General features: G+C 70.8%; 17 protein-coding genes. 10 read left to right on the forward strand and 7 right to left on the reverse strand.

Going from position 1 to position 15,199, the window contains the following annotated elements:
- Positions 1–94: 94 nt before the first annotated feature.
- Positions 95–415 (reverse strand): GatB/YqeY domain-containing protein, encoded by a 321-nt coding sequence (locus IF20_RS00005; RefSeq protein WP_052862795.1) that lies wholly within the window; start codon positions 413–415, stop codon positions 95–97.
- 371 nt (positions 416–786) lie between these two features.
- Here IF20_RS00005 and IF20_RS00010 point away from each other — a divergent pair, with 371 nt between their 5' ends.
- On the forward strand, positions 787–1,992 hold the full coding sequence (locus IF20_RS00010; RefSeq protein WP_052862796.1) for a low temperature requirement protein A: 1,206 nt from the start codon (positions 787–789) through the stop codon (positions 1,990–1,992).
- Between the two features lie 415 nt (positions 1,993–2,407).
- Complete coding sequence (locus IF20_RS00015) at positions 2,408–3,691, forward strand: hypothetical protein (protein WP_199896409.1); 1,284 nt, start codon at positions 2,408–2,410, stop codon at positions 3,689–3,691.
- Positions 3,692–3,713: 22 nt separating this feature from the next.
- On the opposite strand, the gene IF20_RS00020 is transcribed toward IF20_RS00015, so the two are convergent.
- The 3 genes from IF20_RS00020 to IF20_RS00030 form a co-directional block, all read right to left on the reverse strand.
- Positions 3,714–4,007, reverse strand: coding sequence for a hypothetical protein (locus tag IF20_RS00020; protein WP_199896410.1), 294 nt, complete (start codon positions 4,005–4,007; stop codon positions 3,714–3,716).
- Positions 4,004–4,279, reverse strand: coding sequence for a hypothetical protein (locus IF20_RS00025; RefSeq protein ID WP_052862799.1), 276 nt, complete (start codon positions 4,277–4,279; stop codon positions 4,004–4,006). Before IF20_RS00025 ends, IF20_RS00020 begins: the two co-directional genes overlap by 4 nt.
- 118 nt (positions 4,280–4,397) lie before the next feature.
- Positions 4,398–4,829 (reverse strand): nuclear transport factor 2 family protein, encoded by a 432-nt coding sequence (locus tag IF20_RS00030; RefSeq protein ID WP_052863430.1) that lies wholly within the window; start codon positions 4,827–4,829, stop codon positions 4,398–4,400.
- A 202-nt stretch (positions 4,830–5,031) separates the two neighbouring features.
- Between IF20_RS00030 and IF20_RS00035 the strand changes: the two genes are divergently transcribed.
- Positions 5,032–5,583, forward strand: a complete 552-nt coding sequence (locus tag IF20_RS00035) for a PadR family transcriptional regulator (RefSeq protein ID WP_052862800.1) — start codon at positions 5,032–5,034, stop codon at positions 5,581–5,583.
- A 48-nt stretch (positions 5,584–5,631) separates the two neighbouring features.
- Here the strand turns inward: IF20_RS00035 and IF20_RS00040 are convergent, their stop codons facing one another.
- Complete coding sequence (locus IF20_RS00040) at positions 5,632–6,150, reverse strand: MarR family winged helix-turn-helix transcriptional regulator (RefSeq protein WP_052862801.1); 519 nt, start codon at positions 6,148–6,150, stop codon at positions 5,632–5,634.
- Positions 6,151–6,262: 112 nt separating this feature from the next.
- Here IF20_RS00040 and IF20_RS00045 point away from each other — a divergent pair, with 112 nt between their 5' ends.
- On the forward strand, positions 6,263–6,784 hold the full coding sequence (locus IF20_RS00045; protein WP_052862802.1) for a phenolic acid decarboxylase: 522 nt from the start codon (positions 6,263–6,265) through the stop codon (positions 6,782–6,784).
- A 33-nt stretch (positions 6,785–6,817) separates the two neighbouring features.
- On the opposite strand, the gene IF20_RS00050 is transcribed toward IF20_RS00045, so the two are convergent.
- Positions 6,818–7,360 (reverse strand): GNAT family N-acetyltransferase, encoded by a 543-nt coding sequence (locus tag IF20_RS00050; protein WP_052862803.1) that lies wholly within the window; start codon positions 7,358–7,360, stop codon positions 6,818–6,820.
- A gap of 61 nt (positions 7,361–7,421) precedes the next feature.
- On the opposite strand from IF20_RS00050, the gene IF20_RS39685 reads away from it, so the two are divergent.
- The 6 genes from IF20_RS39685 to IF20_RS00080 all read left to right on the forward strand — a co-directional run bounded on the left by IF20_RS39685 (position 7,422) and on the right by IF20_RS00080 (position 12,836).
- On the forward strand, positions 7,422–7,658 hold the full coding sequence (locus tag IF20_RS39685; protein WP_052862804.1) for a helix-turn-helix domain-containing protein: 237 nt from the start codon (positions 7,422–7,424) through the stop codon (positions 7,656–7,658).
- 49 nt (positions 7,659–7,707) lie between these two features.
- On the forward strand, positions 7,708–8,163 hold the full coding sequence (locus IF20_RS00060; protein ID WP_052862805.1) for a hypothetical protein: 456 nt from the start codon (positions 7,708–7,710) through the stop codon (positions 8,161–8,163).
- Positions 8,160–8,588 carry a MerR family transcriptional regulator gene (locus tag IF20_RS00065; RefSeq protein ID WP_199896411.1) on the forward strand — a complete coding sequence of 143 codons (429 nt, stop codon included), beginning with the start codon at positions 8,160–8,162 and terminating at the stop codon, positions 8,586–8,588. The genes IF20_RS00060 and IF20_RS00065 overlap by 4 nt, the downstream gene beginning before the upstream one ends.
- 120 nt (positions 8,589–8,708) lie before the next feature.
- Complete coding sequence (locus IF20_RS00070) at positions 8,709–11,390, forward strand: SpoIIE family protein phosphatase (RefSeq protein ID WP_052862806.1); 2,682 nt, start codon at positions 8,709–8,711, stop codon at positions 11,388–11,390.
- 219 nt (positions 11,391–11,609) lie between these two features.
- Positions 11,610–12,446: a ribonuclease BN gene (locus tag IF20_RS00075; protein WP_234426430.1), complete on the forward strand. Its 837-nt coding sequence runs from the start codon at positions 11,610–11,612 to the stop codon at positions 12,444–12,446.
- Positions 12,447–12,515: 69 nt separating this feature from the next.
- The gene (locus IF20_RS00080) at positions 12,516–12,836 is read left to right on the forward strand and encodes a hypothetical protein (protein WP_052862807.1); all 321 of its coding nucleotides are present in this window, start codon (positions 12,516–12,518) and stop codon (positions 12,834–12,836) included.
- 7 nt (positions 12,837–12,843) lie between these two features.
- Here the strand turns inward: IF20_RS00080 and IF20_RS00085 are convergent, their stop codons facing one another.
- On the reverse strand, positions 12,844–15,063 hold the full coding sequence (locus tag IF20_RS00085) for a LuxR C-terminal-related transcriptional regulator (protein WP_234426431.1): 2,220 nt from the start codon (positions 15,061–15,063) through the stop codon (positions 12,844–12,846).
- Positions 15,064–15,199: the final 136 nt, after the last annotated feature.

Raw genomic sequence — 15,199 nt, forward strand, 5'->3', positions numbered from 1 at the left:
AGGCGCCAACACCAAGCCCGCATCAGTCACTACAAACGACGGGGCCACAGTCCCTGAAAACTGCCCAGCAATCAGAACAAACACCGTTGCAGTACTAGGCGAGTTCAGGGCCGTCCAGGAAGCCCAGCAACACGGCGGCCTCCGCACGGAGTTGAGCGGCTCGGTCAGCATGCGCAGGCGCGCTCAGCTGTTCCGCCACCTCCAGCCGCTCGGCGGCCTCGGCGCGTACGACGTCGACCACGTTGCGCTCGCTCAACTCGCGCCGAGTTCCCTCGGTGGCACCGGCACCGGCCGGCGATTGTTCCAAGGCCACGCCGCGCAGCTTCGCTTCGTCCACCGGCACCGCTTCAGCGTTGTCCAGCGCAGCGAGTGTCGCGCGCAGGGCGCTCACCGCTGCCTTGTCGCGGGCGCGCATCGCTTCCGGCAGTGCCTGACGCATACGAAGACGTAGAGACATGCGGGTGACCTTATGGCCGGCATCCGGGGCACACAACGCAATTACGCCCGGTGCCGAACCACCACCCGCATCGAATGAGGCCGCGGCAATGGCCGGCCTCTCCTCTGGACACATCGACCGCTCGACGGGGCAGGCCGCGAAGCCGCCGTCCGCGTCGATTCGTGGCACCGGTGACCCGTGCTGTCCGACCGTGCAGCGGCCATACGGGTGGGCGTACCGATGGCAGCCGCTGACGTATCGGAAGGGGTGGCGGACGAGTGGCCGGTAGATGTCTACGGTACGGCGGAGGAGAAGTCACGGTACGAGGAGCAGAGCATGGGAGAGGCGGCATGAGCGAGGGCGACAGCACCATGGAGCGGATCGGCCCGCTGCGGCGGGTGATGCATGGTCGGGATCCGGATGAAGCGCACCGCGCGTCGACGCCGTTGGAGCTGCTGTTCGACCTGACCTTCGTGGTCGCGGTCTCTCAGGCCGCCGCTCAGCTCCACCACGCCCTGGCCGAGGGGCACGTCGGTGCCGGCCTGATGGGGTACGCCGCGGTGTTCTTCGCGATCTGGTGGGCGTGGATGAACTTCACGTGGTTCGCCTCCGCCTACGACACCGACGACGTGCCCTATCGGCTTCTGACACTGCTGCAGATGGCCGGCGTTCTCGTGCTGGCGGCAGGCGTTCCGCGCGCGTTCCGGCACGGCGACTTCGCCATCGTCGTGGTCGGCTACGTCATCATGCGCGTCGCCATCCTCACGCAGTGGCTCCGAGCTGCCGCCGAACACCCCGAGGGCCGCGGGGGTGCGCTGCGTTACGCCGCGGGCATCGTCGTCGTACAGGTCGGGTGGATCGCCCGGCTCTGGGCGCCGGGGATCTGGGCCCCCCTCACCTTCGTGGTGCTCGTCGCGGCGGAACTGGCCGTACCCGCCTGGGCCGAGTACCGCGGAAGCGCCACCCACTGGCATCCGGAGCACATCACCGAGCGGTACAGCCTGTTCACGATCATCGTGCTCGGCGAGGTCATCCTCGCTTCTTTCGCCGCCGTGCAGTCGGCGGTGTCGGCTCATGGCCTGTCCCCCTCCGTGCTGCTCGTCGTGATGGGCGGCCTCTTCCTGGTGTTCGCCCTGTGGTGGATCTACTTCACCGGGAGCGATGCCCACCTCAGCGCCCTGCGCACCGCCCTGACCTGGGGATACGGTCACTACGTCGTCTTCGCTGCCCTGGCTGCCCTCGGTGCCGGCCTGGAGGTCGCGTTGGATGCCGCCGAGCATCACGGGCACCTGTCCGCCCGAGCTGGTGGGCTGGCGGTGGCCATTCCCACCGCGATAGTGCTGGTCGTCCTCGGGGTCCTGCATCGGGTGACCGGTACCGGTGCCGTGGGCCGCGGGTGGTTGGTGGCAGCGGGTGTGCTGGTCGTGTTGGGCCTGGGCTTCAGTCCGCCCGTACTGGGCCTGGGCGGCGCCGTGCTGGGCATCGGGCTGGCCGTGGCCGCAACCCTGGCCGCCAATCTGGCGGTGTTCCGCCATCGGGCAGTCGCGGCGCGGTGAGCATGCCCTCGGGAGTGCCCCCTCGGCCGTTCCGCCGGGCGCTGTCGTCGGGTAGACGTAGGCGGGTGTGAGCTGCGCGCAGGGAGCGGAGCGTTGGTTGAAGGAGGGGCCTGGCGTGCATCGGCACCAGGAGCAGAACGGCGTCGGGAAGACAGCCGTCCCGTATCGCCGGCCGGCAGCCGGTGGCGTGGCAGCCCGGCAGGACGCACCGGTCCCGCCGCACGGCGCGAGCCCCGCGGCTACTGCGTTGACGGCACTGCAGCGTGCAGCGGGCAATGCCGCCGTGAGCCGGATGGTCGGAGATCTGCGGGGACGTTCCGATGGCGCTGCTCACTCGGCGGGTCCTGCAGGCCCTGTGGTGCAGCGTGCCCCTTCGCCGGCTCCTGCTCCTGCTGCGCGGGCGGCGGCCCCCGCGGTGCAGCGCGCCCCCGCGGACGATCTGGTGCACGACCCGAAGGCGTTCCTGTCGCACTCCGCCCTGTCGCTGGATTTCGCGCTCGGCATGCGGAATCGGGCGCCCGGGCTCCCCCTGGACCATCAGGCCTTCGCCAACCGGCTGGGCCGGTGGAATCAGCACTGGTTCGTTCTCGTACCGGACGCCCGGCGCGCCAAGGAGGGCAGGCCCGCATACCTGCTCACGCCTGCCGTGGAGAAGTACGTGCAGGCCTTCGGTGACAGCGACGACCTGCTCGCCCCGCTCTCCGGGCACCGCGATCTGCCCCCGGTACTGCCCGATCAGGCCTACCTGGCGTCGTTCTACGTCCCCTACCTCAGAGGCGGGACAGCGGGCCCGGACACCTCCGTCGGCCACTCGCGGATTCCCAAGGACGCCGGGAAACAGGGGCACGGTTCGGAGTTCGTGTTCACCGCCACGATGAACGGCTGTGCCTTCGCCGTGACCGGCGACGCCCAGGACAAGTGCTTCACCGCCTGGCACTACCAGTCCCCCAGCGCCCTGTCCAACCGCGAGCCGGCCAAGAACTTCCGGCGCGACCGCCGCCCCGCCGACTGGTTCGGCCCGGAGGAGTACGAAAGTCCCGACCAGGACGGGCTGTTCGAGACGACGAACATGCTGTGGAACGGTCCGGCCGGCTGGGAGGTCCTCAGCCAGGAGACCTCCGTCTCCGCGTACGACGAGAACGACGCCCGCATCGCGGCGGTCCGCAGCCGTCCACTCACCATGGGCCCGGGGCAGGAGGCCGCGTACACCGCCCGGATCTACGTCGGGCGGGCACAGACGCAGCTCAAGGAGTTCATGCGGTCTCTCGCCCAGGCCCGCAACGCCGCCGGGAACACCGAGCAGCAGCGAACTCTGGAGCAGCACGTCTTCAAGCCGCTGGAGATCACCATGGCGGCGGAGCCCCTGATGCTCGCGGGGAACACCGATTTCGCCGCGCTCATCGGCATCGCCGTACGCCTCAAACAGCAGCGCGCGGAGGCTCTGCAGAAGGTCAAGGACTGGCTCGCGGCGCACCTTGAGGATGCCACCATGACGCACGAAGGCGGCCTTCTCAATCGTCGGATCAGCCCGGAGAAGCTGGCGCACCGGCGTAAGAAGATCAACATTCTGCTCGGCCAGTTCTCCGACCGCGCATGGATCGACGGCCTGTTGGAGGAGGCGACCGACCACCCTGCCGACCGGGACGGTGCGCCGGGGGCCGGCGCGCCCGCGGCCGGAGCCGGTACTCCTCCGGCCTGAGGGCGACCGGCTCCGGCGGCGGTCAGCCGAGCCAGAGGAGGTCCGTCACGCGGAGCTCACGCAGTGCGGGGTGCACGATGTAGCTGATCAGGACCGGTAGGCGGGGTACGTCGACGTTGTGGCGGCCGTCTCCCATCGGCAGACCGGGAAGCGGCTTGTCGGCATCGGCCGCGGCGCCGGCCTCCAGGGCGAGCGCGCGAACGAACCGTACGAGCTGGTCGTGCAGCTCGTGGTCACCCCCCGCGCGCATCGTCTCCAGGACGCCGGCGGCTTCCCGGGTGAGCGACACGGACCAGCCCGGTGCGGGACTGCTCACTCCTCACCGCCGACCGGGTGGGGCAGCGAGGTCAGGCCGCGGCCGGCGGCGGCGTCGGCCAGGCGCTGATCGCGGCCGGGCTGCTGGTCGAACATCGCTTCCATCCACCACTTCCGCAGGGTGGCGTTGAGGGGTTCGCCCTCTTCGGCCTGGCCGATCTCGGCGTAGAAAGCCATGCGCTTGGCACCGGTGAGAGCGTCGGCCACGGCGTCGATCGTGTGCGGCAGCGGACGGACCCTGGGGTCAGCGGGGTGTTCGGGCTGGGCGCTCATGATGTCCTCATGTCCTCCGGGCAGGTGTCGCTGTCACCGTACGCGGTCGCGGCGCGGTCAGGGGAGCGATATGCGAGCGATGTGGGAGCGCTGCGACGCCACCTGTGACCTTGTGTGGCTACTGCTCTGCGGGTGCCGGTACGAGGCCGTCCTCGACCAGGCCGGCGAGAACGGTCTCGCCGAGTGCGTGTACGGCGGACCGGGGGCGCACCATGACGGTGAACTCCTTGATCCGTCCGGCGTCGTCGAAGTGCAGCAGATCCACGCCGTGGATCTCCTTGCCGCCCGCCGTGGCGCGGAAGAGCAGCACCGCGGAGTCGGCGGACGAGCCGTCGGTGCTGGTCTGCGCGGTACCCGTGTGGTCGCCGATGTAGCGGAAGTCCTCGAACTTGCGCAGCAGGACGCCGAAGAGGCCCAGCACCATCGGCTTGCCCTCGAAGGGGGTGAACTTCACGGGGCTGTAGAACCGGATGTCGTCCGTGAACAGGTCGTCCAGCGCCGAGAGGTCGCGGCGGTCCACTGCGGCGCGGAAACGGTCGGCGGGGGTCATGGCGTGCTCGCCCTCCATGCTCTGCACTCCTCACTCCTCTTCATTCTTCTTCGCGCTTCTTCGCGCTTCTTCGCGCTTCTTCAGACTTCTTCGGACTTCTTGATACTCATGAATGTGACTAGTCATTTTCATGATTACCATGGATCGCGAGTCCGGAACAGAGGGGCGGACAGCGGAACAGCGGGACGGAGAAGGCGGTCCGATGGCGCTCAGGCACGCCGTACTGGCGGCACTGCTCGATGAGGAGCTCAGCGGTTACCAGCTGGCCAAGGCGTTCGACCTCGGAGTGGCGAACTTCTGGCACGCGCAGCCGCAGCAGCTCTATGCCGAGCTGACCCGGCTGGAGAAGGACGGGTTGATCGCCGGCCGCGAGGTCGTCCAGGAAGCCCGGCCGAACAAGCGCCTCTTCCACGTCACCGCGGCAGGACTGGCGGAGCTGGAGGGCTTCACGGCCGCCTCCGCGAAGCCCTCCTTCGTCCGCGACGACCTGCTCGTCAAGGTGCAGGCCGCCGACCACGTCGACACCGGTGCCCTGATCGCCCAGCTCTCCGACCGCGCCGCCTTCGCGCAGGCCAAGGTCGAGCTCTTCGGCACGTTGCTGCACACCATGCGCGCAGGGCGTACGGAGGAGGAGTTCCTGCGGCACGGCGACCGCATCGGGCCTTATCTGACGTGCCTGCGCGGACTGGCCTTCGAGGAAGGCAACCGCGAGTGGTGCGAACGCACCATCGCCGTGCTGCGCGAGAGAAGGTAGACCCGTACGTTCGGTTCGCCGTCGAGCCGCCACACGCGGACGCCCCGGTCAGTCGGCTGACGCGCCGCGTCGGTCCTGGCCCGCTGCCTGGCGGGCCGCCGCGGCCCCCTGTCGCTCCATGGCCAGCAGCAGCCGGTCCAGGGCGGGCATCGCCGCGGCCAGTGCCGCCCGGTCCGCCGCCGGCAGCTCGGCACTCGCCGTGACCAGCGCCGCCGTACTCGCGCTGTCGTAGCGCTCCAGCAGTTCCCGCGCCGTGGCCGAGGCCGTGAGCGTCACCGTACGCAGGTCGTGCGGCTGGGATATCCGCTCCACCAGGCCCGCCGCCGTCATCGTGCGCACCAGGTTGCTCACCGTGGACGGTGCGATCCGCAGCCGCGCCGCCGCCTCGCGCGGCGCCAGCCCGTCGGGAGCGGCGGACAGCGCCCGCAACAGTTCGATCTGCGCCTCGGGCAGGTCCGGCAGCCCCTCCGCATTCCGCGTGGCGCGCAGCACCGCGCGTCGCAGTGGCCCGAGAAGTCTGCCGAGTTCGAGAGCGACGTGGCCGGTGTCCGCTGAGCTGCTGTCCATGCGCCCATTCTGCCAGTCGGGGGTTTACTTTTGCTACAAAACTGTTTTGTGGCAAAATCAAATGGCGGGAGCCGAACCGGGCGACCGCCATGCACCACCGAGGAGAAGCGCCATGACCACCACCGTGGAGAACCCCGTACCGCCGCAGGACCTGGCAGGCATCGTGGGGCACCGCTTCATCTACACGTACGCCAACGGCTGGCAGTACGAGATGTACGTGAAGAACGCGACCACGATCGACTACCGCATCCACACCGGCATGGTCGGCGGCCGTTGGGTCAAGGACCAGGAGGTCGACCTGGCACAGCTGGCCGACGACGTCTACAAGGTCTCGTGGAACGAGCCGACGGGCACGTCGGTCGTCGTGAACGTGCTGCCCGGCCGGCGCGTCCTGCACGGCACGATCTTCTTCCCGCACTGGATCGAGGAGGACGGCAGCAAGACCGTCCTGTACCAGAACGAGCACCTGGACGAGATGCGCGCCTTCCGCGACGCGGGGCCGACCTACCCGATCTACGTCGTTCCGGAGTTCGCGAAGATCACCCTGTTCGAGCACGTCGGGGAGAACGACGAGCAGGTCATCGCCGTGGGCCCGGCCGACCTGCCGGCCGGCTTCGCCGACCGCACCAACTGAGGTCCGACGGCCCCGGTGGCCGCGCGGGTGTCGCTAGACCGCTGTCCGCAGCCGCCATCTCACCTCGACGCCCGTCTGCCCCGCCGCCCGTGGCCCCTCCGGCTCCCGGGTGCGCGCGATCTCGGTGAAGCCCAGACGGCGGGCCACGGCACCGCTGGCGGGGTTGCCCTCGTCGTGGTGGATCTCCACGTGACCGATGCCCGGCAGCTGCCCGGCCGCACGGACGAGAGCAGCCGCGGCCATGGTGGCCAGGCCCTTACCCGTCCAGGCGGGATGGATCCAGTACCCGATCTCCAGTCCGCCGGGCCCGATCCGGCGATGCAACCCGCAACTGCCGATCACCTCTCCCCCGGACGTGATGGCGTAGCTGTACGCCTCCCCCGATGCCCACTGCTCCTGTGACCGGGCCAGGAACTCTTGTCCCTGCTTGCGGTCGTGCGTCGCCGCGAAGGCCAGCCAGGGCAACAGGTGGTCACGCGACTCGGTCATCACCCGGTGCAGGGTGTCGATGTCGTCCATACGCCATCGACGCAACTCGACGTCCCCATGGCGAAGAATCTCAGCAGGCTGCTCCATGACGGGATGCTGCCCGAGTGTTCACCACCGCGACAACACAATTAACCGACGCGACAACACAATGAGCGGCAACCAGCGGCGGCCGGCTGCGCACTGCGGTGCGCAGCCGGCCGCCACCGTACTGGCCGACTCCGTCCTGGCCGACCTCGACCCGCTGCCGGCGCGCGAGCTGTACTGCCACCGCAACACCGTGCTGAACCGGCTGACCCGCTTCGCCGAACTCACCGGCTACCACCCCGCCCGCCCCGCCGAGGCCGCCACGGTCCTCTTCGCCCTGCACTGCGCCGGACCCGCGTAGGATCCGCAGCTTGACCCTGCACCGCGGTGCAGGGTGCACCGTTGCCGGCATGACACACCCGAACCGCCGCCTGCGGACCGATCCCGCCCGGATCGGCGCCCTCTACGACCTCGCCGTCGCCCCGGTCTTCGCCACTCCTTGGACCGCCCGGCTCGCCCTCGACGGTGCCCGTGTCCTGCACACCGCCCTGGACCTGCCCGGACGCGCCCCCGGCGGCTTCGGGCCGGAACAGCTGCTGTTCGTCACGTTCTTCGGCGTCCTGGTGACGATGTGGGCGGTGGTCCGCCTGGTACGCGGCGACGCCGTGACCACGGCAGCCGACATGGCCGGCCGGGCGGCCTTCGCCGTGTTGATGACGGTGGCGATGGCCGACGGGGCGAGCACCGTACTCGCGGTGTTCGTCACGTTCGAGGTCGGCTTCCTGCTGGCACAGGGCGGGCAGCTGATCCGGGCGACCCGGCGGCCCGCACGTACCTCCCCCGTCCGGGAGACTGTGTCCCCATGACCATGACGCCTGCCGAAGCCGCCCGCGCCGCCGGCGTGCCGCTGAGCACCCTGCGCTACTACGAGCGGCGTGGCTTCCTCGCCCCCGAACGTGACCCGAACTCGGGCTACCGCCGCTTCTCGCCGGACGACGTGCGCCGCGCCCGCTTCGTACAACGCGCCCAGCGGCTCGGCTTCGGCATGGCAGACGTCGCGGCGTTCCTGGCGCTCTCGCAGGAGGGCGCCGTCGCCTCCTCGCAACTGCGCACCGTCATCGACGCAAAACTCGCGGACCTCGACGCGCGCATCGCCGACCTCGCACGGATGCGTACGGCCCTCGCCGCGCTGGCCGACGGCGCCGCGGACGGCGACTGCGTGTGCCCCGTCGAAGCAGCGCTGACCGGGGCGGTGCCGGAGGCAGGGCACGCCCCGCGGCCGTCTCCGTGACCCTGGCGTTGCGTCAGCGGCAGGGCGATCTCCGCCAGGTGGCGGATTCCCGGGAGTGTGCGGGCCGGACACTCGGGAAGGACCGAGCCACTCGGAAGCCGGGTGGAGCACACTGGCGTCATGGGTGACAGCAGCCAGCCGGGGTCGGTGCAATCGCAGACATTTCCACCGCGGCCGGAGAGCGTGGCGCATGCTCGGCGCTTCGTCCGGAGGGTGTTGGCGGGCATTGACTGCGAGGCGGTCGACTCGGAGGTGGCGGAGAACGCCGCACTGCTGGTCAGCGAGCTGGTGACCAACGCCGTTCTGCACGCGGGCACCGCGATCGAGGTGACGGTACGGATCCTCGACCACAAGGTGCGTACGGAGGTCGGCGACCGCCGGCCGCACCGCGGACTGGTGCCGCAGGGGCACTTCCCGCATGCCACCTCGGGGCGGGGCCTGAGGATCGTCGAGCAGTTGGCATCCCGGTACGGCGTCGACACCGGCGAGGACTCCAAGACGGTGTGGTACGAACTGTGGCTGGACGGGGGCCAGCCACCACCCTCCAGGTGGCGAAGCGAGGTACCGGCCTCCTCCCCCACCCGTACCGTGTCCCTGGTCGACCTGCCGGGCGCGCTGTACGTCGCTTCCCAGCAGCACTGCCACTCGTTGCTGCGCGAACTCACGCTTGCCGCGTCCACCGGGCAGCGTTCCGGCGTGCGTCCGGCGGACCTCGCCGTCGCGCACGACGTGAACAACGTGATCAGTGCCTGTGTGACGGCCGAGTGGGAGTGGGAACAGCAGCCCCCGGCCGCGCACTTTCGCACCGTGCGGCTCCCGTTCCCGGCGGATGCCGGGCCTGCGGTACTCACCTTGCGCCGCGTGCTCGATGCGGCTGAGGAGGCCGCCCGGGGCGAGCGTCTGCTCTCCCTGCCGGCGCTCCCCCAGAACAGTGCGTTGAGCCATTGGCTGCTCGACCAGCTGAGCGGCCAGCTCGCCGGCGGGCCACCCACCGCGTGGACCGTGATGCCTCGCGAGCCGAGCGCGAGCCCGCTGGAGCCGGCGGTCTGGGAAGCCGGCCAGGTGACGGCCAGCGGCATCCCGACCATCGCCGCCGACGACGAGAACCGGATCATCGCCGCCAACGGGTCCGCGGCGGACATGCTCGGCTGGCAGGCCGACGACCTCATCGGCCGACGCCTCACGACCCTCATCCCGGAACACCTGCGCAGGCGCCACGTGGCGGCGTTCTCGTCCCTCCTGCTGACCGGCCGGCCCCGCATTCTCGGCCGCTCGGTGCCCATCCCCGCACTGCACCGGGACGGCCGGCTGGTACCCGTCCGGCTGTTCATCCAGACGCAGGAGACGGCTGACGGCCGCCCCGTGTTCGTCGCCCAGCTCACGCCGCGTACCGTCATCCCTGCCGCCTCGCCGGGCCCCTCCGAAGAGGGCAGTGACGCGGTGGCCGAGGCGCCGGGCGGGGTGCAGGAAGCGGGCGAGGCGCAGCAGCCCGGCGAACTCCGGGCGGAGCCGGACGACGACGAGGCCACCGGTTCGGTGCGGGAGCGGCGGCTCCTGCTGCTGGCCGACATCAGGGACGCGCTGAGCGCCGCCGCCGACCTCAAAGAGGGGGTGCAGCGCGTGTGCGCGATCCTCAGTCAGCGACTGGCCGGCTGGTGCGTGGTGGATCTGCTCTCCGATTCCGGTCAGCTCGAACGGGTCTGCGTCACCCACCGCGGCCCCGGGCCGCTGCCCGCCGAGGTGGACACGGGCAAGTTGCCGGTGCTGACCGAGAACGCCCGCGGTCCCCTGGGCCGGGTCCTGCGCGGAGCCGGACCGCTGCTGCTCAGCGAGGCCCCGCCACCGCACCAGAGCGGCACGCTCCTGGACACCCACTACGTCGAACTGTTCGAACGAATGGGAGCGAGAAGCGCCGTCGTCGCCCCGCTGCGGGCGCGCGGCGCGGTCTTCGGCGCCCTCACACTGGCCCGTTCCGCCGCGGAACCACCGTTCACCGAGGAGGACCTGCCCCAGGTCGCCGACCTGGTCCGGAACCTCGCGCTGGGGGTGGAACACGCCCGCCTGTACCAGGAGTCCCGGCAGATCGCCGAGCGTCTCCAGCGCTCCTTGCTGCCCGTGCTCCCGGACCTCCCGTACCTGCGGCTGGCCGCTCGGTACGCACCCTCTTCCACCGCCGCGCAGGTCGGTGGCGACTGGTTCGACGGCTTCGTCCTCCCCAACGGAAACACCGCTGTGGTCATCGGTGACGTCGCCGGGCACGACCTGGATGCGGCCGTCGCCATGAGCCAGCTGCGAAGCATGCTCCGCGGCATCGCCGTCGACCGGCAGGAACCTCCGCAGGAGGTGTTGCGCCGCCTGGACCTGGCCAACCACAGCCTGTACCGGGAGGCCACCGCCACGTGCGTGTACGGTGTCGTCGAGGGGCCCGAGGACGGGCCGTGGAGGTTGCGGTACTCCTCCGCCGGGCATCTGCCACCGTTGCTCACCACCAGGGAGGGCGACACGTCCTACCTTGAGGACGGGATGGGACTGCTGCTCGGTATGGACCCCGACATGCCCCGTCCCGGGGCGGAGGCCCCCCTTCCTCCCCACTCGACCGTGCTGCTCTACACCGACGGCCTCGTCGAACGCCGCGACGAGTCGCTCGACGTCTCCCTGTCCCGACTCCGCCGGCTCACCGCCGCACTGGCCCGCGAACCCCTCGACGTCTTCTGCGACGAACTGCTCATCGGCCTGAGTGCCGACAGCGTCGACGACATCGCCCTCCTCGCCGTCCGGCCGGTGCCCGCACCCGACCGCTGACCGGCCGCCTCCGGCCGCCCATTCACCCGCTGCGGGGGATGCCCGACCGCCGCGGACGACGGCTGAATGGAGGGGGGAGCCGGTACGTCGCGCTCCTCCCACCGCGGTGCCGAACACCTCGCTCCGCACGCACCGGGGAGCGCCTGTTCGTAAGTCCTAGGGGGCGGCGGAGATGGCTGATGTGTCCTCGACCGGTCGGTGGGGACCGGGCCGCGCGCGGTGAAGCGGCTGAGCGCCGCCGTCCCGGCGGTGTCCCGTGCGGCGCCCTTCGTGCGGCGGGTCGCCGTTCAGTTGAGGAGCGTCAGCGTCCTCGATCTGTCGACCCGGCTCGCGGCACAGGTGTTCCTGACCGCACTGCCCATGCTCTTCGTGATCGCGGCCTACTGCCCGCAAGAGGTGCGGGAGCAGTTGCGGACGTCGCTACGTGACGTCCTCGGGATCCAGGGCATCGTCCAGGACCAGGTCGAGCGGCTCTACGCGGGCGGCGAACGAGGATCGGGGGCATGGGGTGTGGTGAGTGCCGTGGTCTCGCTGGTCTCTGCGACGGCTCTCAGCCGGGTACTTCAGCGGCTGTGCGAGCGTTCCTGGCAGCTGCCGCACACGACCGCGCGCACCGCGGTGTGGCGGTGGTTCCTGTGGCTGCTCGTATGGAGCACCGCGTTGGTGTTCCAGGGGGTGGTGCGCGGTGGATTCGGTGCGGGCGCCCTGTTGGGCTTCCCGCTCCAGGTCGCGGCGGCGACAGGGCTGTGGTGGTGGACCCAGCATCTCCTCCTGGCGGGCCGTGTCGGGTGGCTGCCACTGCTTCCCGGTGCGGTGCTCACCGGTGCGGGCACCTCGGTGTTCGCCGCCACATCGAGCCTGTGGATGCCCCGTACGCTGCAGCGGAGCGTGGACCAGTTCGGACTGCTCGGCTCGGTCTTCACCGTGTTGTCCTGGCTGATTCTCTTCTGCACCACGGTGGTGGCGGGGATCGCCATCGGCTGGCTGGTCGCCCAGGAGCGGTCGGTCAGACGGCTGCTCGCCCTGGATCGCGGTGGTTTCACCCGCGCGAGGTGATGCGCCCGCCGGATCGCGGGCCGCGAGAATGGGCGGCACAGCGGGCATGGCCGCGGCGGAGGTGGTGCCATGGTGAGGACCGACAACCCCGACAACGCCGATAACACCGACAACACAGAGGGGCCGCGGGGTGACACCGGGTTCGAGATCCGCATTCGCGGCACGTTCAGCGCGGCCTTCCAGGAGGCCTTCGGCGACCTGTCGGTCACCCGACACCCTGCTGAGACGGTGCTGCGCGGTACGCGCCTGGACCAGGCCGCGCTCTACGGCGTCCTCGACCGCATCCAGGCGCTGGGCCTCGAACTCATGGAAGTACGGCGGCTGCCGCCGTCCGAGAGCCGAGACCCCTCCGAGAGCCGAGACCCCGGGGCGACCACGGGGACCGAATGATCAGCGGTCAGAGCAGTTCCAGTTCGCGTGCGCGCCGGACCGCTGCCGAACGCCTTGTCACCTCCAACTTGCGGTAGACGCTCTTGAGGTGCGTCTTGACCGTGTTGACCGACAGGTACATCTCGGCGGCGATCTCTTCGGTGGTCATCGTCCGCGCCAGGTGTTTCAACACGTCGCGTTCCCGCCCACTGAGCACCTCGCACTTCGTGGTCTCCCGGCCCCCGGCAGGCGCTCCGGAGAAACCGCAGGGCGCGGCAGCGCACGCCAGGTGCACCGCACGCTCCAGCCCCTCAGTGGGCCACGGGCCCGCCACCGCCGCACAGAGGTCACGTACGGCCTCGGCGGAAGGCGGGGCGTCACGCTCGCACAGGACGACCGTCTCGCCGGCGAGACGGTGCAGGGCGACGACGGGAGGGTCGGGCATCGGTACACACAACGCCGAAGCCACGTCGTCGAGTTGGCGTCGAGCCGCTGCGGGCTCCCCCCGTACCAGATGCGACCAGACCCGTACCACGTGGAGTGCGGCGCAGGAGCGGTCCGCCGGGTCGGGCGCGGGTATGTCGAGGTGCCGGGCTCGCGCGGCGAACTCGGCGGCGGACCGCGTCCGGCCGCGCAGGGTCGCGAGGAGGGCGAGGTCGACGAGACAGTCACGCCGCAGCGGGCTGGGGCCGGCGTCCTGCGGCCCGATGGTCCTGAGCGTTGCGAGCAGCGCTTCCTCCGCCCTCTTCAACCGGCCGCACCGCAGTTCGGCGCCGCCGCGCACGTAGTGCGCGAAGGCCTGCAACTCGGGGTGTCGCGCGCTGGTTTCGCGCGGCAGTCGTGCGCACAATCCGTCCATCTCGGCCGCCGCGGCCAGTGCGGACGTCGGATCGCCGAAGGGGTCCGCCGCCATACGGATCGCGTCATACGTCAGGCGGGCAGTGAGCGGGACCGGCTGCGCACCATCGGCCGGCGCTGCCGTCCTCATCAGCGCGTCGGCCTTCCGCAGGGCGTCGTCACAGCCCGCACCATCCCTTCGGGCAAGCGACAGGGCCGCGGTCGCCAGCGCCACGTCACCGTCCTGTGCGCTGTCGGAGGCCGTGGCCATGCACTGCGAAAGGCGCTGAAGGAGGCTGTCGGGCAGTGGATCGCCGGCGAGGCCGATGATCCGGCCGACCGCCAGCCGCTCGACCGCCAGCCGGGCGGCGTACGACGGGTCACCCGCGGCCACGGCGTGCTCAAGGGCTTGGGTCAGCGGGCCGTGCGCGCCCAGCCAGTCGGCGGCGCGACGATGCAGCCGCGCGATCCGCTCCGGGGCTTCGTACCGCAGTCGCAGCAGCAGCACGTCACGGAACATGCGGTGGTACCGGTACCACCCCTCCCCCAGCGGTTGCAGGAAGGAGTTCTGCCGGACCAGCGCGGCGAACCGGCCGTCGGCGTCCTCTTCCGTGACGGCGGCGGCCAGCTCCGCGTTCACCCGGTCCAGCAGGCTGGTGACCAGCAACAGGTGGCGCATGGGGGCGGGCTGGACGTCGAGCACCTCCTCGGCCAGATAGCTGACGACCGCCTCCTCGTCGCCGGCGAAACGCCGCACGAACGTTGCCGGGTCCCGATGTCCGCCCAGGGACATGGCCGCCAGCCGCAATCCCGCCGCCCAGCCCTCCGTACGCCGGGTGAGGTGCCGCACCGCCGAACCGGTGAGGGTCACCTCGTGCTGGGCGAGCAGCGCCACCGTCTCCTTGTCGGTGAACGCCAGGTCCGCCGTGCGCAGTTCGGTCAGTTCGCCGGCGAGGCGGCGGCGGTGGAGGTGCAGCGGCGGGTCCCTGCGCGCGACCACGAGCAGCCGCACCATGGGAAACGCGTGCCTGAGCAGGAGTGTCACGCCCTCCGCGGCTGCCGACCCCGGCTCCAGGTCGAAGTCGTCCAGCACGATCACCACGGGCTCGGTGCGCCGGGCCAGGTCCGCTGCCACCCGGGCGGCCAGCGGCCCGTCGGCGGCGCCGGAGATCGGTGCGGCGGTGTGGACGCCCGCGTACGGCAGCGCGACCCCGGCTTCCCGCAGCTTGGCGACCACGCGCGGCCAGAACACGCCGGGCGGCTCGTTCCCGCCGTCGCAGGGCACCCAGGCCACGGGGCCGGGCAGGGCAGCCGTGTGCGCCCATTCGGTGACCAGTGCCGTCTTCCCGGCACCAGGCGGGCCCACCACCACGGTCAGGGGCCCGCGCACGCCCCGGGCGAGCCGGGACACCAGGTGAGGCCGGGGGATGAGCCACTCCGGTACCGGTGGCACAACAGATGTCGGTGGCGCGGGAGGAAAGGACGCAGTGCTCGAAGAGTCACCCGTGAACTCGGCCATCGCGGCACCTCACTCTCGCAGCAACGAC

It is taken from the genome of Streptomyces niger, from assembly GCF_000718305.1.
In the GTDB taxonomy this organism is placed as follows: domain Bacteria; phylum Actinomycetota; class Actinomycetes; order Streptomycetales; family Streptomycetaceae; genus Streptomyces; species Streptomyces niger.

Excerpts from the sequence above, each read along its gene's own strand:
- IF20_RS00025 (WP_052862799.1), bottom strand. The coding sequence starts at position 4,279 with ATGAGCGCCCAGCCCGAACACCCCGCTGACCCCAGGGTCCGTCCGCTG.
- IF20_RS00005 (WP_052862795.1), bottom strand. The coding sequence starts at position 415 with ATGCGCGCCCGCGACAAGGCAGCGGTGAGCGCCCTGCGCGCGACACTC.
- IF20_RS00050 (WP_052862803.1), bottom strand. The coding sequence starts at position 7,360 with ATGGAGCAGCCTGCTGAGATTCTTCGCCATGGGGACGTCGAGTTGCGT.
- IF20_RS00060 (WP_052862805.1), top strand. The coding sequence starts at position 7,708 with ATGACACACCCGAACCGCCGCCTGCGGACCGATCCCGCCCGGATCGGC.
- IF20_RS00010 (WP_052862796.1), top strand. The coding sequence starts at position 787 with ATGAGCGAGGGCGACAGCACCATGGAGCGGATCGGCCCGCTGCGGCGG.
- IF20_RS00045 (WP_052862802.1), top strand. The coding sequence starts at position 6,263 with ATGACCACCACCGTGGAGAACCCCGTACCGCCGCAGGACCTGGCAGGC.
- IF20_RS39685 (WP_052862804.1), top strand. The coding sequence starts at position 7,422 with ATGAGCGGCAACCAGCGGCGGCCGGCTGCGCACTGCGGTGCGCAGCCG.
- IF20_RS00040 (WP_052862801.1), bottom strand. The coding sequence starts at position 6,150 with ATGGACAGCAGCTCAGCGGACACCGGCCACGTCGCTCTCGAACTCGGC.
- IF20_RS00070 (WP_052862806.1), top strand. The coding sequence starts at position 8,709 with ATGGGTGACAGCAGCCAGCCGGGGTCGGTGCAATCGCAGACATTTCCA.
- IF20_RS00080 (WP_052862807.1), top strand. The coding sequence starts at position 12,516 with ATGGTGAGGACCGACAACCCCGACAACGCCGATAACACCGACAACACA.
- IF20_RS00035 (WP_052862800.1), top strand. The coding sequence starts at position 5,032 with ATGGCGCTCAGGCACGCCGTACTGGCGGCACTGCTCGATGAGGAGCTC.
- IF20_RS00030 (WP_052863430.1), bottom strand. The coding sequence starts at position 4,829 with ATGACCCCCGCCGACCGTTTCCGCGCCGCAGTGGACCGCCGCGACCTC.
- IF20_RS00065 (WP_199896411.1), top strand. The coding sequence starts at position 8,160 with ATGACCATGACGCCTGCCGAAGCCGCCCGCGCCGCCGGCGTGCCGCTG.